23 protein-coding genes are annotated in these 23,749 nt (G+C 34.1%); 6 read left to right on the top strand and 17 right to left on the bottom strand.

Annotated features, from left to right (window positions below):
- Positions 1–65 precede the first annotated feature (65 nt).
- Positions 66–1,991: an ATP-dependent zinc metalloprotease FtsH gene (ftsH, locus tag H4V97_RS04135; protein ID WP_196850512.1), complete on the bottom strand. Its 1,926-nt coding sequence runs from the start codon at positions 1,989–1,991 to the stop codon at positions 66–68.
- A 14-nt stretch (positions 1,992–2,005) separates the two neighbouring features.
- The gene (gene rsfS / locus H4V97_RS04130; RefSeq protein ID WP_073207166.1) at positions 2,006–2,377 is read right to left on the bottom strand and encodes a ribosome silencing factor; all 372 of its coding nucleotides are present in this window, start codon (positions 2,375–2,377) and stop codon (positions 2,006–2,008) included.
- Between the two features lie 95 nt (positions 2,378–2,472).
- On the opposite strand from rsfS, the gene H4V97_RS04125 reads away from it, so the two are divergent.
- Positions 2,473–3,201 carry a biotin--[acetyl-CoA-carboxylase] ligase gene (locus H4V97_RS04125; protein WP_196850511.1) on the top strand — a complete coding sequence of 243 codons (729 nt, stop codon included), beginning with the start codon at positions 2,473–2,475 and terminating at the stop codon, positions 3,199–3,201.
- Positions 3,202–3,334: 133 nt separating this feature from the next.
- Here H4V97_RS04125 and H4V97_RS04120 read toward each other — a convergent pair whose 3' ends face one another.
- Both H4V97_RS04120 and pyrE read right to left on the bottom strand, forming a co-directional pair.
- Positions 3,335–3,727 carry an SRPBCC family protein gene (locus tag H4V97_RS04120; protein WP_196850510.1) on the bottom strand — a complete coding sequence of 131 codons (393 nt, stop codon included), beginning with the start codon at positions 3,725–3,727 and terminating at the stop codon, positions 3,335–3,337.
- A gap of 44 nt (positions 3,728–3,771) precedes the next feature.
- The gene (pyrE, locus tag H4V97_RS04115; protein ID WP_196850509.1) at positions 3,772–4,419 is read right to left on the bottom strand and encodes an orotate phosphoribosyltransferase; all 648 of its coding nucleotides are present in this window, start codon (positions 4,417–4,419) and stop codon (positions 3,772–3,774) included.
- A 7-nt stretch (positions 4,420–4,426) separates the two neighbouring features.
- Here pyrE and H4V97_RS04110 point away from each other — a divergent pair, with 7 nt between their 5' ends.
- Positions 4,427–5,029, top strand: a complete 603-nt coding sequence (locus tag H4V97_RS04110) for an NUDIX hydrolase (protein ID WP_196850508.1) — start codon at positions 4,427–4,429, stop codon at positions 5,027–5,029.
- 8 nt (positions 5,030–5,037) lie between these two features.
- Here H4V97_RS04110 and H4V97_RS04105 read toward each other — a convergent pair whose 3' ends face one another.
- Positions 5,038–6,768 carry a M14 family metallopeptidase gene (locus H4V97_RS04105; protein WP_209549014.1) on the bottom strand — a complete coding sequence of 577 codons (1,731 nt, stop codon included), beginning with the start codon at positions 6,766–6,768 and terminating at the stop codon, positions 5,038–5,040.
- 155 nt (positions 6,769–6,923) lie between these two features.
- On the opposite strand from H4V97_RS04105, the gene H4V97_RS04100 reads away from it, so the two are divergent.
- The gene (locus tag H4V97_RS04100) at positions 6,924–8,273 is read left to right on the top strand and encodes a DEAD/DEAH box helicase (RefSeq protein ID WP_209549013.1); all 1,350 of its coding nucleotides are present in this window, start codon (positions 6,924–6,926) and stop codon (positions 8,271–8,273) included.
- Between the two features lie 235 nt (positions 8,274–8,508).
- Here H4V97_RS04100 and H4V97_RS04095 read toward each other — a convergent pair whose 3' ends face one another.
- The 5 genes from H4V97_RS04095 to H4V97_RS04075 form a co-directional block, all read right to left on the bottom strand.
- Positions 8,509–9,087, bottom strand: a complete 579-nt coding sequence (locus H4V97_RS04095) for a PhnA domain-containing protein (RefSeq protein ID WP_209549012.1) — start codon at positions 9,085–9,087, stop codon at positions 8,509–8,511.
- Between the two features lie 92 nt (positions 9,088–9,179).
- Positions 9,180–9,647, bottom strand: a complete 468-nt coding sequence (gene coaD, locus H4V97_RS04090; RefSeq protein ID WP_196850504.1) for a pantetheine-phosphate adenylyltransferase — start codon at positions 9,645–9,647, stop codon at positions 9,180–9,182.
- Positions 9,648–9,693: 46 nt separating this feature from the next.
- On the bottom strand, positions 9,694–10,386 hold the full coding sequence (locus tag H4V97_RS04085; protein ID WP_209549011.1) for a DUF421 domain-containing protein: 693 nt from the start codon (positions 10,384–10,386) through the stop codon (positions 9,694–9,696).
- Between the two features lie 122 nt (positions 10,387–10,508).
- Positions 10,509–11,117 (bottom strand): hypothetical protein, encoded by a 609-nt coding sequence (locus tag H4V97_RS04080; protein WP_209549010.1) that lies wholly within the window; start codon positions 11,115–11,117, stop codon positions 10,509–10,511.
- Between the two features lie 41 nt (positions 11,118–11,158).
- The gene (locus H4V97_RS04075; RefSeq protein WP_209549009.1) at positions 11,159–12,127 is read right to left on the bottom strand and encodes a D-alanine--D-alanine ligase; all 969 of its coding nucleotides are present in this window, start codon (positions 12,125–12,127) and stop codon (positions 11,159–11,161) included.
- 217 nt (positions 12,128–12,344) lie between these two features.
- Here H4V97_RS04075 and H4V97_RS04070 point away from each other — a divergent pair, with 217 nt between their 5' ends.
- Positions 12,345–12,968 carry a PASTA domain-containing protein gene (locus tag H4V97_RS04070; protein ID WP_196850501.1) on the top strand — a complete coding sequence of 208 codons (624 nt, stop codon included), beginning with the start codon at positions 12,345–12,347 and terminating at the stop codon, positions 12,966–12,968.
- Positions 12,958–14,001, top strand: coding sequence for an RluA family pseudouridine synthase (locus H4V97_RS04065; RefSeq protein WP_196850500.1), 1,044 nt, complete (start codon positions 12,958–12,960; stop codon positions 13,999–14,001). Before H4V97_RS04070 ends, H4V97_RS04065 begins: the two co-directional genes overlap by 11 nt.
- Before the next feature lie 128 nt (positions 14,002–14,129).
- Here the strand turns inward: H4V97_RS04065 and H4V97_RS04060 are convergent, their stop codons facing one another.
- The 5 genes from H4V97_RS04060 to H4V97_RS04040 all read right to left on the bottom strand — a co-directional run bounded on the left by H4V97_RS04060 (position 14,130) and on the right by H4V97_RS04040 (position 19,969).
- Complete coding sequence (locus H4V97_RS04060; protein ID WP_196850499.1) at positions 14,130–14,924, bottom strand: transglutaminase domain-containing protein; 795 nt, start codon at positions 14,922–14,924, stop codon at positions 14,130–14,132.
- Positions 14,925–15,168: 244 nt separating this feature from the next.
- Positions 15,169–16,590, bottom strand: coding sequence for an adenosine deaminase (locus H4V97_RS04055; RefSeq protein WP_209549008.1), 1,422 nt, complete (start codon positions 16,588–16,590; stop codon positions 15,169–15,171).
- Positions 16,591–16,754: 164 nt separating this feature from the next.
- Positions 16,755–18,017: an NAD(P)/FAD-dependent oxidoreductase gene (locus tag H4V97_RS04050; protein ID WP_262897382.1), complete on the bottom strand. Its 1,263-nt coding sequence runs from the start codon at positions 18,015–18,017 to the stop codon at positions 16,755–16,757.
- Between the two features lie 99 nt (positions 18,018–18,116).
- A complete protein-coding gene (locus H4V97_RS04045) occupies positions 18,117–19,439 on the bottom strand; it encodes an MFS transporter (protein WP_209549006.1) in 1,323 nt (440 codons plus the stop codon).
- Positions 19,439–19,969, bottom strand: coding sequence for a GNAT family N-acetyltransferase (locus H4V97_RS04040; RefSeq protein ID WP_209549005.1), 531 nt, complete (start codon positions 19,967–19,969; stop codon positions 19,439–19,441). The genes H4V97_RS04045 and H4V97_RS04040 overlap by 1 nt, the downstream gene beginning before the upstream one ends.
- A 172-nt stretch (positions 19,970–20,141) precedes the next feature.
- On the opposite strand from H4V97_RS04040, the gene yaaA reads away from it, so the two are divergent.
- On the top strand, positions 20,142–20,900 hold the full coding sequence (yaaA, locus tag H4V97_RS04035) for a peroxide stress protein YaaA (protein ID WP_196850494.1): 759 nt from the start codon (positions 20,142–20,144) through the stop codon (positions 20,898–20,900).
- A gap of 74 nt (positions 20,901–20,974) precedes the next feature.
- Here yaaA and H4V97_RS04030 read toward each other — a convergent pair whose 3' ends face one another.
- Together H4V97_RS04030 and H4V97_RS04025 are read right to left on the bottom strand one after the other, a co-directional pair.
- Positions 20,975–22,555 carry an MDR family MFS transporter gene (locus H4V97_RS04030; protein ID WP_209549004.1) on the bottom strand — a complete coding sequence of 527 codons (1,581 nt, stop codon included), beginning with the start codon at positions 22,553–22,555 and terminating at the stop codon, positions 20,975–20,977.
- A 110-nt stretch (positions 22,556–22,665) separates the two neighbouring features.
- The gene (locus H4V97_RS04025) at positions 22,666–23,745 is read right to left on the bottom strand and encodes an HlyD family secretion protein (RefSeq protein ID WP_209549003.1); all 1,080 of its coding nucleotides are present in this window, start codon (positions 23,743–23,745) and stop codon (positions 22,666–22,668) included.
- Positions 23,746–23,749 lie beyond the last annotated feature (4 nt).

Genomic DNA, 23,749 nt, shown 5'->3' with positions numbered 1-23,749 from the left:
AAATCTTAATTCAAAAGCTGTTTTTGAATTAAGATTTTAAAAATAATTAAATAATTTGTGTTTTATTAAGACACTACTTCCTCAAGATTTTTATCAAATGTTCGTTTTCCGAAAATAGCTTCTAAGTCATCTTTGAAAATAACTTCCTTTTCAATTAAAATATTAGCCAGCTGATTAAGCTTGTCTTTATTTTCTTCTAAAATTTGGATGGCTCTTTGGTATTGACTTTCAATGAGTAATGAGATTTCTTCGTCAATTATTCTAGCTGTTTCTTCAGAATAAGGTTTTGCAAAACTATATTCACTTTGTCCCGTCGAATCATAATAAGTTACATTACCTATTTTTTCATTCAAACCATATACCGTAACCATGGCACGAGCTTGTTTAGTTACTTTTTCTAAATCACTCAATGCGCCAGTTGAAATTCTGTTGAAAGTTACTTTTTCGGCAGCTCTTCCTCCCATAGTTGCACACATTTCATCTAGCATTTGGTCAGGACGAACGATTAAGCGCTCTTCTGGTAAATACCATGCCGCTCCAAGACTTTGTCCTCTTGGAACAATCGTTACTTTTATAAGAGGGGCAGCGTGTTCTAACATCCAACTTACAGTTGCGTGACCAGCTTCGTGAATAGCAATTGCTTTCTTTTCTTCTGGAGTTACAATTTTATTTTTCTTTTCAAGACCACCTACAATTCTATCAACAGCATCTAAAAAATCTTGTTTATCAACCGCTGTTTTGTTATTTCTGGCAGCAATAAGTGCTGCTTCATTACATACATTAGCAATATCCGCTCCGGAGAAACCAGGAGTTTGTTTCGCTAAAAAGTCGGTATCAAGTCCTTCTACTTTTTTCAAAGGCGCAAGATGCACTTTAAAAATCTCAGCACGTTCGCGAATATCTGGAAGATCTACAAAAATTTGTCTGTCAAAACGACCTGCACGCATTAATGCTTTGTCAAGTACATCAGCTCTATTCGTTGCAGCTAAAACAATTACATTTGAATTGGTACCAAAACCATCCATTTCAGTTAATAGTTGATTTAATGTGTTTTCACGTTCATCATTTCCACCTGACATGTTGCTTTTTCCTCTAGCTCTACCTACTGCGTCAATTTCATCAATAAAAATGATAGCAGGAGATTTTTCCTTAGCTTGTTTGAATAAATCACGTACACGTGATGCACCTACACCAACAAACATTTCCACAAAATCAGAACCTGATAAAGAGAAGAATGGCACTTGTGCTTCACCAGCTACGGCTTTCGCCAATAAAGTTTTTCCTGTTCCAGGAGGTCCTACAAGTAGTGCTCCTTTTGGAATTTTACCACCAAGGTTAGTATATTTTTCAGGATTTTTTAAGAATTCTACAATTTCTTGTATCTCTTCTTTTGCACCTTCTAGTCCAGCAACATCTTTAAATGTAGTTTTAATATCTGTTTTTTCGTCAAAAAGTTTAGCTTTCGATTTTCCAATATTGAAAATCTGTCCGCCACCAGCTCCGCCGCCGCCTGACATTTTTCTCATTATAAAAATCCAAACTCCAATTATAATAATAATAGGCAATAAACTAATTAGGATATCTGTCCAATTGTTTTTTGGTAAGAAATTAAAATCTTTCAATTTTCCTTCACTAACCGCTTTTTCCAGTTTATTTTGGAATATTTGATCATTACCAATATCAAAAGAGTAATGAGGACCTTTGTTTGGTCTGTCAAAAACATCTTTAGCTACGTTTTTGTGCACCGCATCCTTTAATGCAGCAGCATTTAGGTATACTTCTGCTTCCGTTTTGTTGTAAACTATTACTTTTTCAATTTGTCCTTTTTCTAAAAAATTATTAAATTTAGAAGAGGTCAGTTGTGCAGGTTCATTTAAACTCGAGCCACCAGTTATAAAACTTATAAACAAGAAAATTAATAAGATTGCAGTGTAAATTAACCAAGGACTTACTTTAAATTTATTCGAATTTGGATTATTATCTTTAGCCATTAGAAGTTTTTTCTTTAGTATTTGTTTTGGATAGTAGTGATTTTTGCATCACCCCAAAGACTTTCTATATTGTAGTATTCTCGGATGTGTTTTTGGAAAACATGGACAACTATATTTACATAATCCATAAGAACCCATTCTGCATTATCAGTTCCCTCAACATGCCAAGGCTTATCTTTCAATTCTTTTGAAACTGTTTTTTGAATTGAGTTAACAATAGCGTTAACTTGTGTATTTGAATTACCATTGCAAATGATAAAATAATCACAAACTGCGGTGTCTATTTCTCTTAAATCAAGAATATCGATATCATTTCCTTTTACTTCTTCTATTCCCTTAATGATGTTCGCCAATAGGTCATCATTATTTATAGTCTTTTTCGCCATGAATTATTTTTATATAAGTTTGTAAAGTTACCATTTTTTGTGATTATTTTTGAACCTTAACATAATATTAAATTCTGTTTCACAAAATACGTTATATGAAACTAATCAAACTCGATGCCATAGATTCAACAAATGAATTCCTGAAAGGATTATCGAACAAACAAGAACTAGAAAACTTTACGGTTGTCACTGCCGAAAATCAAACTAAAGGAAAAGGACAAATGGGAGCCGTTTGGGCATCTGAGGTGGGTAAAAACTTAATATTGAGTGTTTTGGTAAAGGATTTTTTATCAGATATTTGTCAGATATATGATCTCAATATTATAGCTTCACTTGCAGTAATTGATGCTCTTGAATGGTATAATATACCAAATCTTAGTATCAAATGGCCAAACGACATAATGTCAGACAATAAAAAAATAGGTGGCATTTTAATTGAAAACAGTATTAAAAGTGACGGAACTATTGTTTCTATTGTAGGTTTAGGTTTAAATGTCAATCAAACCAAATTCGAAAATTTACCTAAAGCATCTTCATTGTCGGTTATTTGTAACTTAAAATTTAATAAAGAGGATTTGCTTTTTTCGATAATTGACAACATAGAAAGAAAGGTATCGGTAGGTAAACAAAATTCGGATACTTTTTGGACGGACTACTCCAATAAATTATTTAAGAAAGGAGTTCCAATGCCTTTTTCAGACCAAAATAATCAAAATTTTATGGGGATTATCCAAGGAATAACAGCAATTGGTAAACTTGAAATTCTGCTTGAAGACGACAGTGTTGTTGAGTTTGATATCAAGGAAATTCAAATGCTGTATTAGGGAAGAAAATAGGCAGAAGGCAAAAGAGAAAAAGAGAAAAAGAAAAAAGAATATAGAATAGTATATCTACTTCTCTATATTCTTTTCTCTCGTTACCAAAGTTTTCCAATTCCCCCTTCGGGGGTTAGGGGGCTTATAATTTCACCATATTAGTGGCTAAAGTTTCAATAAATTTCCCAATAGGGCCTTTTATCATCATAGCCATCATGGGATTGAAATCTCCTTCAAAATCAAGTTTAACATCACTTGAATTATCTGTTACAGCATTAATGTTAGCAACCAATGTAAATGGAAGTTTGTCGCTGGCAGCACCCAAAACTATTTTATTTGGCGCTACTTTTTCTTTCATTTTTAATTTTATTTCCGGCATGCCTTTCAATCCAAAAATAAACGCATCATCACCGATAACTTCAAATTTCGCAATGTTTTCAGGCATTAATTTTTCGAAATTTTGAACATTGCTTAATAATTCAAATAATTCTTGTGCTGATTTTTCGACGGTAACTTTTGGACTTTCTAAGTTCATAGATTTGTTTTTGTTTATTTTAAAAAAAAATATATTATTAATTTTTACACTTGAACATTCCAAGTTGATGGACTTCCGTTCCATTCTCTCAGAGTTTGTTCTTCTTCTTCAGTTATATATTTTTTGGCTACAGCCAAATTTAACAGATTCTGATAATTACTTAATGTCAATAAATCGATATTGGCATTTTTAAAATTTTGTTCCGCAACATCAAATCCATATGTGAATATTGCCGCCATTCCCTTAATGTTGGCCCCAGCTGCTCGTAATGCTTCTACGGCAAGTAAACTGCTGTTTCCAGTACTTATCAAATCTTCTACAACGACAACGTTTTGTCCTTTTTGTAAAAATCCTTCCACTTGGTTTAACCTTCCATGTTTTTTTGCTTCTGGACGAACATACACAAATGGTAATCCTAAACTTTCTGCAACTAGCATACCAATTCCTATCGCTCCAGTGGCTACACCGGCAATAACATCTGGTTTTCCAAATTGTTTTTCAATATTTTTGGAAAACTCATCTCGCACATAATTTCTTATGGCTGGAAATGAGAGGATTAAACGGTTATCGCAATAAATAGGCGATTTCCATCCCGAAGCCCACGTAAAAGGATTTCTTGGATTCAATTTAATTGCATTTATTTGCAAAAGCAATTCGGCTGTTTTCTCGGCTGTTTCTTTATTAAAAATCATAATACAAATGTATAAAGTTTTTGTTAACGACAAACCACTTTTTTTGACAAATCACATCTCTAAAGAGACAGATTTTCAATTGTTCCTGTTAGAGAGCATTGACATCGAGCAACTTATAGTAAAAATATTTCAAAATAAAATTCAAAAAGCCTACTTGTATCATCCTGATGAAAAGGAAATCATGAAGACTTTGAAGGCTAAAATTCCGGTTACCAAAGCTGGTGGAGGACTAGTCTACAATAAAAAAGGGGAGGTTTTATTTATTTTTAGAAACGGAAAATGGGATTTACCTAAAGGCGGAATCGAAAAAGGAGAAGAAATTGAAGATACCGCCATGCGAGAAGTAGAGGAAGAAACAGGTGTTAATTTACTATCCATTTCTCATAAACTTCAAAAAACATATCACGTTTTTAGACGTAATGGAAAATACAAACTAAAAATTACGCATTGGTTCGAAATGCAATCTGATTTTGAAGGCACGCCAGAAGGTCAATTAGAAGAAGGAATAGAAAAAGTGGCCTGGATGAACCCAGAACAAATTAAGGAAGCGCTAAAAAATTCCTATGAAAATATAAAATTATTATTCGAAGAAGAAGAACTCCTGAAATAGAAGTTTTTTTATTTTAAAATTCTATACACCGGATATTGTAAATGCGCTTTTTCATAATAAACGGAATGCTTGTAAATCCAGTCTAATTGTGCTTCCGGATTTTTAAGAAAACTTGAGTCATTCTGCTTTTTTAACTCAAATTCTGCTTTTATTTTTGGATTATCTTTTAAAATTCGTGTTGCAGTATCTTCAAAAACATAATCAGAATATCCCTCTTTTTGCTGTAGCATTGTGTCGAAAAAATTCCAATTGAAAAAAGAATCAATTCCTTCGGGTTCTAATGTTTCCAATAAATATTTTATGCCCTTTTGTTGCGTTGGAATAATGTAGTCTCCTTTGGCGAAAGCCAATTTTTCAATTTTTGAATTTATAGTAGTATTTCTATGCAAATAATGCCCCTCATAAGCCGATGTTGTCGTTTTGAAATCAGCGATTTTGTAACTTTCAACTTCAATTATTGTATCTTTTTTTAATTGAGTGTAGGTAATGGTATTGCTTATCAATAAGTCAATAACTGGCCAAAATCCTTTCGGAATAATATACGCTGTTGGGATAATAATCTCTTTTACAGATTTGAATTCTTTAATGTAGGGAACGTCTTTTTTATATGGTTTTGTTCTGTCGTAAAATAAACGGTTTCCTGCGGTAACATCACTGTTTTTATAAATGGCTTCATACCCTAAAAAGGGGAAAGTTGTCTTTTTTGTACTGTCGATTTCCCATTTTATGGTGTACGATTTTTTGGGTTGGTATTGTTCTTCATTTTTCAAACGGAGCCGCTTAATTTTTTCAAAATTAGCATCGGTGTAATCAATTGCAGATCTCATATATTCATACGTTACTTTCACGCGATCCGCATATTTTTTCAGCATGTGTGTTTCTACCACAAACCCAATGGTGTTAAACAATGAAGTGTAACCCGTTGCAAATCTTGGGCTTTCAAAAAACTGCCCAAAACCTTTGTCTGGCGTATCTGCAAATGAGTTGACATACGGCGTCATTTCTATTTTCTTCTTTTGTAAATCCTTAACTAAAGCAGGCATCATTTCGGTATTTAAAAAACCACCTAAAATAGTCCCTAGTTTGTTGTGTTGCGTTATGATATACGTTAGTTTGTATTGATAATCAGAGCCATTACTGACATGGTTATCAATAAAAACATCAGCATTTATTTTATGAAAAATTTCCACAAAACTCTTCGTGTTTCTTGTATCTGATTTGATGAAATCTCGGTTCAAATCATAGTTTCTTGCGTTTCCACGAAAGCCATAAGATTCAGGACCGTTTTGATTCGCTCTTGTCGTAGAATTTCTATTTAAAGCACCGCCAATATTATATACCGGAATACAAACAATGACAGTATTTTTTGGAATTTTTATTTTACCTAAAGCCAAATCCCGAAACAATTGCATGGTTGCATCAATGCCGTCCGGTTCGCCAGCGTGAATGCCGTTATTAATAAGAAGGACTGCTTTATTTTTTTGAATTTCTTCAAAATCAAAGTGTTTTTCAGAGTCGAAAGTTACGATGTGTAAAGGCTCTCCACTATCTGTCAGGCCCATTTCCTGCATTTTTATGGTGGGAAAATCACGAGCTAAAAGTTTGTAATATGCGATGGTTTCTTGATAGGTAGCGGATTGATTTCCGTTTCCTTTTTCGAAAAAAGTGTCGTATTTATTGCCTTTTTGAGCAAATGTACTGAAGGAAAATAGTAAAAAAAGGAATGTGAAAAATCTCATATTTCGGTTTTTAATTTGAATTTCAAATGTAGCTTTTTTTAGACAAGTACAGAAATGATAATAAGAAAAGGAAGGTTGTCATTTAAAAATATGAAAATTCATAATTCAAAATTCATAACTCAAAATTAAAAATTACCTTTGCCGAAATAGAAAAAATGAATAAGAAACACCATTCCAACAATATACTTTTGAATTTAGGCATCGAAAGTCTGAACGAAATGCAAGAAGTAGCCCAAGATGCAATCTTGAATGATAACAATGTTTTATTGCTTTCGCCAACAGGATCAGGGAAAACTTTAGCTTTTTTATTGCCTATTTTGGAGATGTTGCAACCTGAATTCCAGTCGGTTCAATGTTTAATTCTAGTTCCATCTCGTGAATTAGGATTGCAAATTGAGCAGGTTTGGAAAAAAATGGGAACTGATTATAAAGTAAATGTTTGCTACGGTGGACATTCCATCGATACAGAAATCAAGAATTTAAGCAATCCTCCGGCAGTTTTAATAGGAACTCCTGGAAGAATTGCAGACCATATCGACAGAGGAACTTTCCGCGTGGATAAAATTCAAACCTTGATTTTGGATGAATTTGATAAATCGTTGCAATTGGGTTTCCATGAACAAATGTCGTTTATCATTGGAAAATTGACGAAACTGAACAAACGTGTTTTGGTTTCTGCAACTTCCGATATTGAGATTCCAAGATATACCAGAGTGGTAAATCCAACGATTTTGGACTTTATTCCAGAAAATTTAGAAGAGACGAATCTTTCCATGAAAATGGTGGTTTCGAAAGAGAAGGATAAAATAGGAAGTTTATTCAACCTGATTTGTTCGTTGAAATCGCAATCGGCCATTGTTTTTTGTAATCATCGTGATGCTGCAGAACGCATCAGCGATACATTGAATGAAAAAGGGATTTATTCTACTTATTATCATGGTGGAATGGATCAGGATGAACGCGAACGCGCATTAATCCAGTTTCGTAATGGAAGTGCGAGTTACTTAATCACTACAGATTTAGCCGCTCGTGGACTTGATATCCCTGAAATGAATCACGTAATTCATTATCATTTACCATCCAAAGAAGACGAATTTACCCATAGAAACGGTAGAACGGCTCGTATGCTTGCATCCGGAACCGCTTATATTATTGCTCATGAAAGTGAAAAAAAAATGGATTATATTGATTATGGAATGAGTGTTTTCAATATAGAAAACGCTACTTCATTGCCAAAACCACCTGAATTTCAAACGATTTACATCAGTGGTGGAAAGAAAAACAAACTAAATAAAATTGATATTGTGGGTTTCTTTTCCCAAAAAGGAAAACTTGAAAAAGGAGACTTAGGATTGATAGAAGTAAAAGATTTTATTTCGTTTGCTGCTGTCAAATTCAATAAAGTAAAAGATTTGCTGCACAATGTAAGAGATGAAAAAATGAAGGGTAAGAAATTCAAAATTGAAGTTGCCCGAAAAGTGATAAAGAAAGAAGAGGAGAATTAGTGTTCAGTTTTTAGTGTTCACTGTTCAGTTTTAATAGAGTGAACAATGAAAATAGTAATCAGTTTTCAGCTTTTAGTGATCAGTAAAATTAGTCTAATAAAAAAATCGTTAACAGTAAATCAAATTTACTGTTAACGATTTTTTTAGTTAGATCAATTGAAAATAGTGCATCGCAACCGATTACTTTTTTCAACTTCAGGCACTGAAAACTGTGACTGGGACTGAAAACTGTAAACTATATTTTCTTCACGTATTGTGTAATAATTACAATAGTCTGACCGTCTACTTTACCTTCAATGTATTCAGCATTTTCGTGGTCTAAACGGATGTTACGAACTGCAGTTCCTTGTTTAGCAACCATGCTCGATCCTTTCACTTTTAAATCTTTAATTAAAACTACGGAATCTCCAATTTCAAGAATTACGCCATTACTGTCGCGGTGAATCACCTTGTTTTCTTCTTCTTCCCCTTCACCAGTTGCTTGAGCCCAAGCCAAAGTATCTTCGTCTAAATACATTTGATCCAATAATTCTTGCGGCCACCCAGAAGAGCGTAAGCGACTTAACATTCTCCATGCAACAACTTGTACTGCTGGATTTTCATTCCACATGCTATCATTCAAACATCTCCAATGATTTAAATCTACATTATCCGGATTTTCTATTTGGTCGATACACGTACTGCAAGCCATAATAATTTCGTCTATTCCGCCTTTTTTTGTTGGTAGCACTTCATACACTTTTAGGTTTTCAGTTGCTCCACAAAGTTCACATTTAGATCCGCTGCGTTTATTTAATTCTCTTTCTATACTCATGTCTAATGGCTTTTATTTTTGGCGAAAATACGGCTAAATAGCGCTTTCTACAAATTTATATTGAAGTTAGGAACAGGGTTGATCTTGTATTTCTATAAATATACATCTTTCACTCTTACGGCATCGGGAACTAACATTTCGTATTGGCCGCCATTGCGAATTACATCTCTTACAATACTGGAACTGATATAGGAAGTTCTGGCTGCAGTCAACAAAAACACGGTTTCTATTTTTGACAAACGGCGGTTGGTGTGTGCTATGGCTTTTTCGAATTCAAAATCGGCGGGATTGCGTAAGCCACGGAGAATAAAGTCCGCTTTTATTCTATGACACAAATCTATTGTCAAACCTTCGTACGTAATCACCGAAACTTTGGGTTCATTTTTGAATGTCTCTTCGATAAAGCGTTTTCTTTCCTCAAGGGAAAACATGTATTTTTTTTCGGCATTGATACCAATAGCAATTACGATTTCATCAAATAACGAAATGCTTCTTTTGATGATGTCTTCATGGCCTAAGGTAATGGGATCAAACGATCCGGGAAATATAGCTTTTTTCATTTTGCAGATATAAGTACAACAAACAGATGTTTTATTTAGGGCTAAGTTAGGTTTTTCGGACTGTATTTATAGCTTCTACCCATTCCAGTTTTTCACAAATTGTGCATTCCGCATTTCCAGGTTTATGACTTTCTGTATTTCCGCAAAAAGTGCAGGAATAAATACCTTCAGCAGGAATAATTTTACTTTTTAGATCGAATAAAAAGGGCAGGATTGGTAATCCTGGTTGCACTTCATTATCTTCATAATAGAAAACACTGATTTCACCGCTGGTTTCCATGAAAGCATTTTTTACCTGACCCAAATGTTCCACTGATTTCAATCGAAGTTCCGAAAAGAATTCATCTTGTGCCAGACTTTCTTTTTTAAAAGTAGCAATTGAAAATTTTCCTTCGCTGATTAAACATTCCGTTTTACCTTCTATAAACTCTTCAAATCGTTTGCTTTTTCCGGTCAGCCATGTAACTAAACGGTATAAAAGAATGATGACTAAAAAAACTGTAATCGGTGGTATTATTCCAACTTCTTCATAAAACATGGGATCTCCAGCTGCAGAACCCAACGCGATAATGATCACTGTTTCAAAAACAGACAACTGCTTCACTCCACGTTTACCGGCCACTTTTAAGGTCAGAAGTAAAACCGTAAACATTATCGTTGATCGGAAAATAACTTCTAAAAGGAAGGATTCGGGTAAATCATTGTACAATAAGCGGTTCCATTCAAATATTTCTGTCATATTGGAAATTTAGTTATTTAAAGCCAATTATATCGCATTACAAAACAAATCTTCCAAAGAAATTCCGGTTGCTTTAGTTTGTTGTGGAATTAAACTTTCGGTGATTTGTGAAATTAGAAATTTTAACGACGGTCTATTTGGTATATTATATTTTTGGTATATAAATCTCTCAAATTTTGTTTTGTGAAAAACTGAGTTTTATTGTAATTTTTGTCAATATTAATCTCATCAATCCCTGAATAGGTATTTGTTTCCATATCGTTAATATAGATAGAAATAGTATCGTTTGAAACTTTTTTTACTTTTAAAGTTGAATAATGACCATCATTATTTACACGATAGATATCGCCAATTAAAGGATTTATTATATATTGTTTTTCAGCTTTTTTCATTTGAATTCCGGTATAAATTGCAAATGATAGTGTAACTGCTAATATAATAGAACCAGTATATTGCCATAAAGGATTTTTTACAGGATTTTTTTTATATTGTTCTTTAAAATTGGTGTTGATTTCGGGTGTTAACTCTTTCAGTTTATAGGTCTTCTTACAATTACTACATTCTACTAAAATTGTACGTTTTATTGGTGCACTTGGAATTATAATAACATTAATATATCCACCGTAAATTGAAAAATTTAATGTGTTTATTTTATTGCAATTTGGACAGGATGCGTTTTCGATTATTCCTGTCTTTAATATTTTTATATTACGGCCTAAATTTATTAGCATATATTTTAAATTAATTTATTAATTTGTATGGTTGTTAAAATTTAGAACGCCAATTCTATGGCGTTAGTAAATAAATCTTCTAATGAAATTCCGGCAGCTTTGGCTTGTTGCGGAATCAAACTTTCGGTGGTCAGACCGGGAATAGTGTTCATTTCCAGCATGTGCGGTTCATCGTTTACAATGATAAATTCGCTACGGGAGAAGCCTTTCATTTTAAGGACTTCGTAGGCACGTTTTGCTATTTCGCTTACTTTTTGTGTCATTTCATCTGAGATTCTCGCTGGTGTAATTTCCTGCGATTTACCTAGATATTTGGCTTCGTAATCGAAGAAGTCATTGTCAGAAACTATTTCGGTTATGGGTAAAACGGTTACAGTTCCTTTGTAATTGATGACGCCAACAGAAACTTCGGTTCCATCAAGGAAACTTTCTATGATGATTTCGTTGTCTTCTTTATAAGCCACTTCGATAGCGATTGGCAATTCGGCGGCCATTTTTACTTTTGAAATTCCAAAACTGGAACCCGCTTTATTTGGTTTTACAAAACAAGGCAATCCTACTTTAGTTACAATTTCTTCGGTGTTGATGATGTCACCTTTATTTAAATAATAGGAAATAGCTGTTTTAATTCCGTATGGTTTTAATACTGACAGTAAATCGCGTTTATTGAAGGTTAATGCGGCTTGGTAATAATCACAAGATGTTTGTGGAATATTTAGCAATTCGAAATACGCCTGCATCAATCCGTCTTCGCCAGGAGTACCATGAATCGCATTAAAAACACAGTCGAAAGTAATTTTAGCTCCATCCACTGTTACTGAAAAATCATTTTTATCTATAGGGAATTCAACATTATTAACATCAACATACACCCATTTTTCTTTGAAAATATGAATTTGGAATCCGTTGAATTTATTTCTGTCCAGAAATTGATATACGACGTTTCCGCTAATGAGTGAGATTTTGTACTCGCTGGAATAGCCGCCCATGATAATAGCAATGTTTTTCATTTTATAAATTATGTGTTGTGAAAACGATTTGTTTTTAGCCCCGATAGCAGTGAAAATCCTTTTTGTCAGCCTTTTCGGCGGATAAAAAGATTGTAACGAATAGCGGGAAATAGCTCCTCCCTTCGACTAAGCTCAGGATGACGATAAGCATTAAACAAAATTATCATTTTTTTTGAAACGAAATAGCTTTATCTTTGCCGCATATAAAAATAAATTTATGAGTTTACGTAAGTATCTTACTAGCCGTGTCTTTTTTGGTCAAATATTAATTGCTATTGCTATTATTGCCGTTTTAGGTTATTTGTTTATCCATTGGTTGACTTTTACCACTGATCATGGGCATGAAATTACGGTTCCAGATTTGAGAAAATTGACTGTCGAGCAGGTGGAGGATAAGTTAAACGAGTTGGATTTAGATTATGTGCTTTTGGACAGCGTAGATTTTAGAAGTGAATTCCCTAAATTTAGTGTAGTTGAGCAAGATCCTTTGCCTGGCGAAAAAGTAAAAGTAGGTAGAAAAGTATATATTAAAATAAATGCTTCGGGGTTTTCGTCCGTGAAAATACCTGATTTAATTGAAAAAACATACCGTGAGGCGGTTCCAACGTTGAAAGCTTTGGGACTTGAAGAAGGGACGATTACTTATATTCCAAATCTTGGAAAGGATATGGTTCTGGAAATGCGTTATAAGGGAAGAAACCTAAAAGTAGGGGACAGGGTCTTGAAATCTTCTAAAATTGATTTGGTTTTAGGAGACGGAAAAGCGAGTTATGTAGATGAAAGCACAGTAGACAGTACGGCGGTACCAGTACCAGAACAAGCACCAGAAAATGAACAATAATATAGAAACAATAGATTTAGAAGAGGAGTTATTTGAACATTTTAGATTTGAAGTTCCTAAAGGCCAAGCGTCTTTAAGAATAGACAAATACTTGATGAGTCTGATACAAAATGCAACACGGAATAAAATACAGATTGCAGCAACAGAAGGGAATATTTTTGTAAACGACGTCACAGTGAGGTCGAATTACAAAGTGAAAGCAAATGATGTGGTTCGCGTCATGTTGTCGCATCCACCGTTTGAAAATCACATTATTCCCGAGAATATCCCGTTGAATATTGTTTATGAGGACGATGCGTTGTTATTGATAAACAAAGAGCCAGGAATGGTAGTTCATCCCGGTCATGGGAATTATACAGGGACTTTGGTTCATGCTTTGGCGTATCACTTTGATAATTTGCCAATGAACAGCAGCGAACGTCCAGGACTCGTTCATAGAATTGACAAAGACACTTCGGGTTTACTGGTGATTGCCAAAACCGAAGCGGCAATGACGCATCTTGCCAAACAGTTTGAAGCCAAAACCTCTGAAAGGGAATATATAGCTTTGGTTTGGGGGAACGTAATTGCTGATCAAGGTACGATTGAAGGGAATGTGGCGCGCCACGTCAAAGACCGCATGCAAATGGCAGTTTTTGCTGATCCGGAAATAGGAAAACCTGCTGTAACGCATTATAAAGTGTTGGAGCGTTTTGGTTATGTTACTTTGATTTCATGCCAACTGGAAACAGGCAGAACACACCAAATACGTGTTCACTTAAAACATATAGGGCACACTTTGTTTAATGACGAGCGTTATGGTGGTCATTTGATTTTGAAGGGAACTACGTTTACCAAATACAAACAGTTTATAGAAAATTGTTTTAAAGCGTTGCCTCGCCAAGCGTTACATGCCAAAACTTTGGGCTTTGTGCATCCAACAACGGGAGAAATGATGCGTTTTGATACAGAACTCCCTCAAGATTTTCAGGATTGTATAGAGAAATGGAGAAATTACTCGAAATCACATAGCACTGAAGAAGAAGAAAATTAAAATATATAAAGCCCCGGATTGGGGCTTTTTTTATGGAGATTCACTTTTATGTTACAGAAAACCCCAATCCTTAGCAGATGAGACTTTTACTGGAATAATTTATTTATACAGGAGCAAGGGATAGATTATTAACATTTATACTTCGGAAACTCATAGGCATAACTGTTGCCACTAAGAAAAACAATACCATGAATAATTGACTCTGGAAACATGGTTAGTTTGTTTAGGTAATAGTCATACGTTTTGTTGCAGTAATTAGTGATTACGAAAGGAGACGAGTCAGAACTAAGATAAAGGTCATCAATGTTTTGTTCATCGGAAATCAATTTTTTATTGAAAATTGAGTAATAGATTTCTTTATTTTGTTTTTTTAAATCAATTAGCTCCAAAACTGACAAGGGTAATTTTGGACTGATATGATAAAAAAATATTGATTTGGACACATCGATTATAATCCATTTTTGAAATTCTTTGCAATACACTTCATTAAAGGAATGTCCGCCTAAAACGGAAGAGTTTCCCTTTGAAATTTTCAGTCCCCATTCCTTTACTTTCAAATCATTAATGACACAAAAATTATTAAAAATCTGCGAGAAATCACTGCAAACGCCTCCTTCGCCTTTAATCATTTTTAATAGCGCATTTTCAGAAGATTTACCTAATCCGGGTCCTCCTTTTATGTGATTTCTGAGCCATTTTGCTATTTTTTTGACTTTTTCTATATCGGTTAAGTCAGTTTTTTTACGGGTGAAAATCATATTATTTAGCTGAAAATAAATAACTGGCATATCCGTTTTTTTGTTCAAGCCATTATAACAAAAACGTTCAATTTTATCGATAGAAGTCTTCTTAGAAACTAATCTAAATCTTATTTTATACAGTAAAGGATGTCTTCTTAAATACCAAAGGAAAGTTCTACTCATCTTCACTAATTTAGATAGTTAGCAAACAATTAAAATTTCAAAATTAAAAATAATTGGGATTTATTGTAAAGTGTAACTATCATGTAGTTAAGTAGGTACTATAAAAGTATAAAAAAATATTTGTAAAAAAAAACTAAATTTTAGGGAGAGGGAAATTATAAAACAGAAAAAGTCCCGAATAGGAACTTTTCTTGTTTTAGATGCTTTATTTTATTCGATTATAGAATAATTTATTTTGTTGAAATTATTTATTTTGCGGAAAATGAGATTCAAAAGTTTTAAATCTCGTGTTCAAATTTTTCAGTAAATCTTTTTTTACCGAAGCATCTTTTATGAAACTGTAATTAATGCTATTGTAAACAAATTGCTTAATATCGGCATAAGTGATGTCCTTGTATCTTTTTGCTAATAGAACATATTGCTCGGTCATATTAGTTCGCAGAATCCCTGCATCATCGGTACTGATAACTATTGGAACGCCAAATTCTTTATATAAAGTTAATGGATGGCGGTTTTCTTTGACCTTTAAAATGAACTCATTACTCACTAAATTGATCTCTACAGGGATGTCCTTTTTAGCCATATATTGCAATAAATCATATGAATTCTGTTCATAAGCCATGTCAACGCCGTGTCCTATTCTATTTGCGCCAGCAGTGTAAACAGCGGCACTAATATGCCAAGTAAGGTCTTCTGGTTGAACTAATCCTAAGGTTAGTTCCCCCGCATGCATCGAGTATTTTACATTTGGAAAACGGGAATGACAATATTTAAACATAACCATGTGCAACCAGTAATCCTTCATGGAAGTTTCGCCATCTTCGGGAGAAACGATATTTACACCAGCCATAAGAGTGCTGCTATCTGCGGAGATAAATGCAATGACCAGATTTTTGAATAAATCAACCGGTTCCATAAAACGCAATACAAAATTTTGATAACGCATCGTGAAACGGGCGTCATCAATCTTAAGCTCATTGTGCATCTTAGTAACAAAATTAGTATTGAAATCTTTGGCGTAAGCCGGAGCATCTTTTTTTAGCAAGGAATTGTACAAGGAATCTAATGAAGTCAATATCGCTTTTTCATCTTGGCGAATCGCCAATTGTCGTAATCGAGCATTAAACTTAACCAAATCATCTGTATTCATAGAACAGGGAATTGTAGATAATTGGGTTTCTATATAACTTAGATTTTCTTTTAGGGCTCTATTTTTCAATTCCAATAATCCTTGTTCAAAATTTCCTTTGATTGCTGGCTCAAACTTCATAAAGGATTCAAAAAACAACTTGTCCGAAGGGTAATCGACATGATTATAGTCTTTCACAGACCATTTTTGCATTATTTTTTGTTTGTATGCATCTAATTCTCCTCGACTTTTCAATGTTGTAAATTGTTCCCAATTACCGCTTGATGGTTTTTCTTTTTGCACCTGCATCGTTTCGATGTTGAGGTAAAAATTTTCACTAATCGCATGTGCTAATAAAGGCTCAGCATAAATTGAACCGGAATAGTGGTGGTGCAAATCGCCTCCTTTGGGCATCTGAGAAAAGAAAGCGGTTAAAGCGGCTTCATTGTCTCTAATCTTTTCAAAATAGGTATTGATTGATTGTGAATAACCAAAATTTAATAAAATGGAAAGAAAAAAGGTGAGAAATAATTTCATAGAATATTTTTTATTGAAGTATCTGTTTTTTTATTGTTTCAAACGTTGTGCTTTAGTTTTGTTGCAAAGTTAATTTGAAAGAAATTTAATTAGTCAAAGGTGGATATTTTTGCTTGAAATTAAAAATTTAGACCATAAACTCTTATTTTTTTAAAAATTAGAAGCTATATTTTCATTGCTTCGGCGGCTAATCGTCCCGTTTTTAATGCGGCATTGATAGAACCATTCAGCAAGTTGTCTCCACAAATATATAATGTATCAGAAATTTTTATTTCAGAAGCAGCAATTTCATTCCGCACACTTTCCTGAGTGGGCAAAGCATATTCAATGCGATACGCCTTGAGCATTTTCCAAGAATTTACTTTTTCCCCGTACCATTGTTTCAATTCTTCTTTCATGTTTTCGGCCAAAGTAGCATCATCAACAGTTGGGATTCCATTGTAGGAAACAGAAATAAGTACTTTTCCTTTTGGAGCATAGGCTTCAGAAACATTGGACATGACGGTCAAATTATTGACCCATTTTTTATGGGTTGAAGCATTTAGTACAACCACCGCTTTTTTTGTAGGCGCTTCACTTGCTTCAAAATAAACGTTAGTTACTTGATGCGAAGTCATTTTTTGTTTCGTGAAGAATTTCTGGGTAAGGTTATTTGCGGTCGTAGCCAAAAGGATTTGGTTGGCTTCAAAAACGGTTCCGTCTGCAGTGGTTACTTTATTTCCATCAACGGCAGTTACTTTTGTATGGCATTGAATATTGCCTTCGGGAAGCATGGCGACTAATTGTTTTGGAATTTCTTCCATTCCCAAAGCTGGAACCGCCACATCACCATCGGAAAACATTTTCATCACAAAATCGAACATTCTTCTGGAAGTTTGCAATTCATTTTCCAAAAAAATCCCAGAAAGGAAGGGGGCATAAAAACGCTGAATCATTTTTGGACTAAAACCATAATCAGCCAGTTGCTTGCGGGTAGTTTGTTCCGGTTGTTCGAAAATGGCTTCGATGGTTAATTTTTGCAATCTATTTTTTAACCAAAGGGTATTAATTTTATCTTTAAATGTGCCAACGGGAGCAAAAAGGGTCGCCAATGCTGCCGAAGGTCTTCGGAATGGATCTGCGATTTCAAAACTGCCTCCGTCATAGAGCACAGTTGCTCCGGGTAACATTTTTCTTAATTTTAAGTCTTTATAATTGAGTAAAGTTTTTGTTTCCGGATAGGCGGTCAAAAGTACTTGGAAACCTCTGTCTAATAGAAACCCTTCATGAGAATCGGTTTTTATTCTTCCTCCCGCACGGTCACTTGCTTCTAGAACGAGTACTTTTCGCCCTTGACGGTGCAAATGAACAGCTGCAGATAATCCCGCTAGTCCCGCTCCAACAATAATTACATCTTGTTTCATGTTTTTTGAAAATGTTTTATACAAAAATAAGCCAAATACGGTTTTCAAGTGGCTCAAATAAGTGACAATTTAAAATTTAAAATTATTTTTTTTCTACGTCGAATTACATTTTATTTAGGTTACTTAATTACCGAATTTTAATCGAGTACTGATTTTTGATATTAATTTTTTTTTTCTAAAGTAAATTCTGTTGTCTTGTTCCGAATAATTCAAATCAGTGTGAAAAGTTTCTTTTAATTTCCAAAGCGCCAATAATGCGATTATAGAAAGTATAGAACCTACAATCATTGCGGATTGAAGAATGTTTCCGTCGAAGATTTTATCTCTGAAAAAACCATAAATTATAATAATGAGCGGAAGTGAACCTCGCACAAAATTAGGGACTGTCGTTGTTACCGTTGCACGAATGTTGGTTCCAAATTGTTCTGCTGCAATTGTTACAAATAATACCCAATATCCCACGGAGAATCCCATGATAAAACAAATAGTGTAGAAAGTGCTAGCTGTAATGCCAAACGCATTCAGATAAATAAAAATCATTAAAAGATTGAAAACCAAAAATAAATACATGATTTTTTTTCTGCTTTTCAGCCACTGACTCAATAGTCCGCTGACAATATCTCCTAGAACCAAGCCTCCATAACACCAAGCGATAGCTTTTCCAGCGGCAATAGTTTCAAATCCCTGCACGCCTAATGCTTTGGCAAATTCAGGTGAAAATGTAATCAAAACTCCTACTAAAAACCACAGCGGAACTCCAATAAGTATGCATTGAATGTATTTTGAAAATCTTTTTTTATCTCTAAATAAGGACAAGAAATCACCTTTAGTTTCTTTGCTTTGCTGAACTTGTTTGAACATTCCCGACTCTGAAATGCTGATTCTTAGAAAGAGTAATAAAATTCCCAAAACACCACCAGCATAATAACACAAACGCCAATCCTGAAAAATCTGATAGACAAAATAAGCGACAACCGCACCGGAAACGCCCACCGAAGCGACAATCATAGTTCCATATCCTCGTTTTTCTTTTGGTAAGGATTCAGTAACAAGGGTAATTCCCGCTCCTAATTCTCCTGCAAGTCCTATTCCTGCAATCAGTCGCCAAAAAGCATAACCATCCACTGTAGTTACCATTCCATTGGCGATATTAGCCACAGAATAAATCAAAATAGAACCAAATAAAACGGAAATTCTACCTTTTTTGTCACCCAAAATTCCCCAAAGAATGCCGCCAAAAAGCATCCCAAACATTTGCATACTTATGAGATATTCTCCTTGATTCCGGATGGCATCGCCAGTGATTCCTAAGTCTTTTAAACTATCGGTACGTACGATTCCAAAAAGTAGTAAATCATAAATGTCTACAAAATAGCCAAGTGCAGCTACAATTACTGCCGCATTGAGAATAGCAGGTTTTTTTAAATCTAGAGAATTATTATTCATTATGATTTTTTATTTAGGTCCAATTTCATTAATAAATCGGTTTGTTTATCTTCTCCAAGAATAAAAACATGAGTGTCAAATGCAACAAAACCATTTTTTGTATAAAAGCGTAATGCTCTATGATTTTCTTCCCAGACTCCAAGCCAAATATAATCTACCGCACTTTGTTGCGCAATTTCGATTACTTTGTCCAGCAATAATTGGCCTACTTTTTTTCCGTGAAAAGATTGTGAAACATAGATTCTATGAATTTCTAAAGCATGATCATTTATAACTTCAGTTTGTGCCTTACCAGAATTTATTTTTAAATAACCAATGGGTTCTGAATCCGAATAAGCAATAAAAAACTGGGAATTTGGATTGTTTAGTTCCGTAGTTAATTGTGCCTCGCTAAAACTTTCCCGATTATAATTTTCAATATTTTCGGGTGTGTTCACTTCTGCAAAAGTTTCAGAAAAGGTTTGTATGCTTATTATTTTTAGTGCCTTAAGGTCAGATAGTGATGCTTTTTTAATTTCAATTTTGGACATAATAGAATAATGGTAGTATGGTTTGATTCAATCAAAAATAGTAAAAATATAGTTGTAACGATTTTTATTATCTATTGTATCATTAAACAAAACAATTCAGAGGCACTCATTTCTTACTTTCAATTTGTACTTTTGAATCTATTATTAAAATGAACTGAAACAGCCTCTGCAAATGAAAATTGTTATATCGCCAGCCAAATCTTTAAACTTTGAAAAAGAGTTACCAACAGCACTGCATACAGCGCCTTCCTTCCTAAAAGAAGCGCGACAAGTTCATACCGTTTTAAAACAAAAATCGCCTGCAGCATTATCTAATTTGATGGATATTTCGGATAAATTATCCGATTTGAATTGGCAACGCAACCAAAAATGGAAAACGCCTTTCACTACAGAAAATGCCCGTCCCGCCATTTTTACTTTTGATGGTGATGTATATACTGGATTAGACGCTTATTCAATTCCAATCGAAAAATTAGAAACTTTACAAGACAGTTTGAGAATAATATCAGGATTGTATGGATTACTGAAACCATTGGATTTGATGCAAGCGTACCGACTGGAAATGGGAACAAAACTTCCTATTGGCGAAAGCAAAAATCTCTACGAATTTTGGAAAACAACCGTTACAAAAGCATTAAATAAAGAACTCAAAAAAGATGAATTGTTCATCAATCTGGCCAGTAATGAGTATTTTTCGGCAATCGATGTCAAAGCTTTGAAAGTCCCGGTAATCACCCCGGATTTTAAAGATTATAAAGATGGAAAATTAAAAATGATTAGCTTTTTTGCCAAGAAGGCAAGGGGAATGATGGTGCGTTACATTATTGATACCAATGCCAAGACTATTGATGACTTGAAAGGTTTCAATTACGACGGATATCAATTTGATGCCAATTTATCAAAAGGAAATCATTTGGTTTTCACGAGATAGTAGCATTAAACTAAAAATAAAAACGCCGAATTCAAAAAGAGTTCGGCGTTTTTTATTTTTTGAAATCAAATCCATTAATGCATGGCATCGGCAGGATTAATTTTGTTTTTTCCTTTTTTAATCAAAAATATAATAGGAATACAACATAGAAACATAATTCCCAGATAAAGGAAAATGTCCATATATGATAAAACGGTACTTTGTTTCATGATAGAATAATCAATGGCCTGATAGGCTTTTTTCAAGGCTGCATTACTGCTAAATCCTTTGGACATGAAACCTTTTTGTAATAGAGCTATACGTTGTTGCACTTCAAATTTACTTCCGTCTAAATGCGCAACTAAGTCAACGCGATGTTTTTGACTAAATCGCGTGATAAAAGTGGTGATAATTGCAATACCAAATGAACCACCTAATTGTCTCATCATTCCAGTAAAAGCAGCACCTTCCCCAATATGTTTTCCCTTTAAAGTAGAAAGCGATAAAGTTGTTATTGGTACAAAAAGTAATCCTAATCCAATTCCTCTCAAGATTAATGGCCAAAATAAATGTTCGGCACCAGTATCAGGTGTCATTCTATTGTGCATCATGAAAGTAAAGAAAAAGAAAACTAAAAATCCAACACCAACCATATAACCCTGAGGAACTCCTCTTTGAATTAATTTTCCAATAATTGGCATCATAAAAGCGGTGGTAATTGACCCTGGAATAAGTAATAAACCAGCATCAGTTGCTGTCCAGCCTAAAATGGATTGTGTATAAATTGGAATAATTAAAGTTGATCCGTAAAGACCAAATCCAAGAATAAAACACATTACGACACCAATTCTAAGATTTCCGTCTTTTAAGACACTTAAGTTTACAATAGGATGTTTGTACGTTAATTCTCGCCATATAAATAATATTAATCCAAATAATGATACGGTACTTAAGGTTACAATTGTTGTGTTGTTGAACCAATCATCTTGCTGTCCGTGTTCCAAAACAAATTGTAATGAACCAATAAAAGCTGCCAAAAGAACAATACCCCACCAATCGACTTGACTGGCTTTAAGTTTCTCACCATATTTTGGACTTCGTACAAAACTGAAAGCTAAAATAGTGGCAATAATACCAAGAGGAATATTGATATAAAAAATATAGGGCCAGGAAAAATGATCTACTAAATAACCTCCTAACGGCGGACCTAAAGTAGGGCCCACAATTACTCCCATACCATAAATTGCCTGCGCCATTCCTCGCTTAGCAAGAGGATAACTCTCGGTTATAATAGTTTGTGCAGTAACAAGTAAAGCACCACCACCAAGTCCCTGAATAAACCGAAAAACAATGAGTTCCCAAATATTATCAGAGTTCCCGCACATGAATGAGGCGACGGTAAAAATGATAATGGAAACTACAAAATAATTACGTCGGCCAAATTGTTGTGAAAGCCAACTCGTCATCGGGATAACAATTACATTTGCTATTGCATAAGCAGTAATTACCCATGCCACATCATTTAATGTTGCGCCTAGGCTTCCTCTCATATTAGTCAAAGCCACATTTACAATAGTTGTATCTACGATTTCCAGCAAAGCACAAAGTACTGCCGTTATCGTAATAATAACTCGTCTATAGCCGTATTCAACTAAATCATCTTCTGATTGTACCATTTAAAAGGATTTTAGATTTTTAATAAACGATTCTAGAATGCAGATGTAATGAAATGATTAACGATTTTCAAATCAAAAATCGTTAATCTTCAATCTGTATTCTTCAATCATTATTTTAAATGTACATCAACATCAACATTCATTCCTGGTCGCAATAATTTAATTTTTTCGACATCATTTGATGCGTTTAAGTTTATTTTTACCGGTAAGCGTTGAATAGTTTTTACAAAGTTACCTGTAGCATTATCTGGAGGTAAAATAGAGAAACGTGACCCAGTCGCTGGTGAAAATGAGGTAACCGTACCTTCAAAATTATAGTCTGGATATGCATCTACATTTACAGTTACTTTCTGACCAATAACCATTCTATTCAATTGAGTTTCCTTGAAATTGGCAATTACCCAAGCAACTTTATTATTAATAATATAGAATAATGATTGCCCCGGTTGTACCAATTGTCCGGGTTGGATATCAACTTTAGAAACCTGACCATCAATGGCTGCTGTAATTACGGTATACGTTAAATTCAATTCTGCAGCGTCAAGCATTGCTTTGGCTCTTTTTATATTAGCTCCGGCAACCTCAGTTTGCTTATTGGAAACTTTAGATTTGGCTACAACAACTGATTTTTGAAACGCACTTGCTCTTTGTTGTTGTTGTAAAATTTGGACTTGATTCTCTGCTTCTTGTTTCGCCGCTAAGGATTGCTCGTATTGTTGCTTAGTAATCGAATGATTTTTATACAAATTATTGTATCGAATGTAATCGCTGTTCGCTCTTCCCAATCTAATTTTTGCAGTTTCAATATTTCCACCTGCAGATAATACATTGGCATCTGAAACAGAAATATTAGCCAAAGCGCTTCCTATATCCGCTTTCGAAACTTCGTAGTTACCTTCGGCAGCAAGTAATCCAGCTTTTGCATCTTCAATCTTCAATTGGTAATCGCGCTGGTCAATAGTAAATAAAGTATCACCTTTCTTTACAAATTCATTATCTTTTACATACACTTTATCCACATATCCGGAAACTTTAGGGATAATAGGGTTCATGTTTTTTTCTATTTGAGCATCGTCAGTTTCTTCATGAACCAGTGAATGCATGTATTTATAAACTCCGTAAGTTCCGCCTAATACTACCAAAACCACTAGGATAATAATAAATTTTGTATTTGTTTTTTTCTTTTCCATGGGT

This window comes from Flavobacterium sp. CG_23.5 (genome assembly GCF_017875765.1).
Lineage (GTDB): Bacteria > Bacteroidota > Bacteroidia > Flavobacteriales > Flavobacteriaceae > Flavobacterium.
This window is presented reverse-complemented; position numbering and strand designations above follow the sequence as displayed.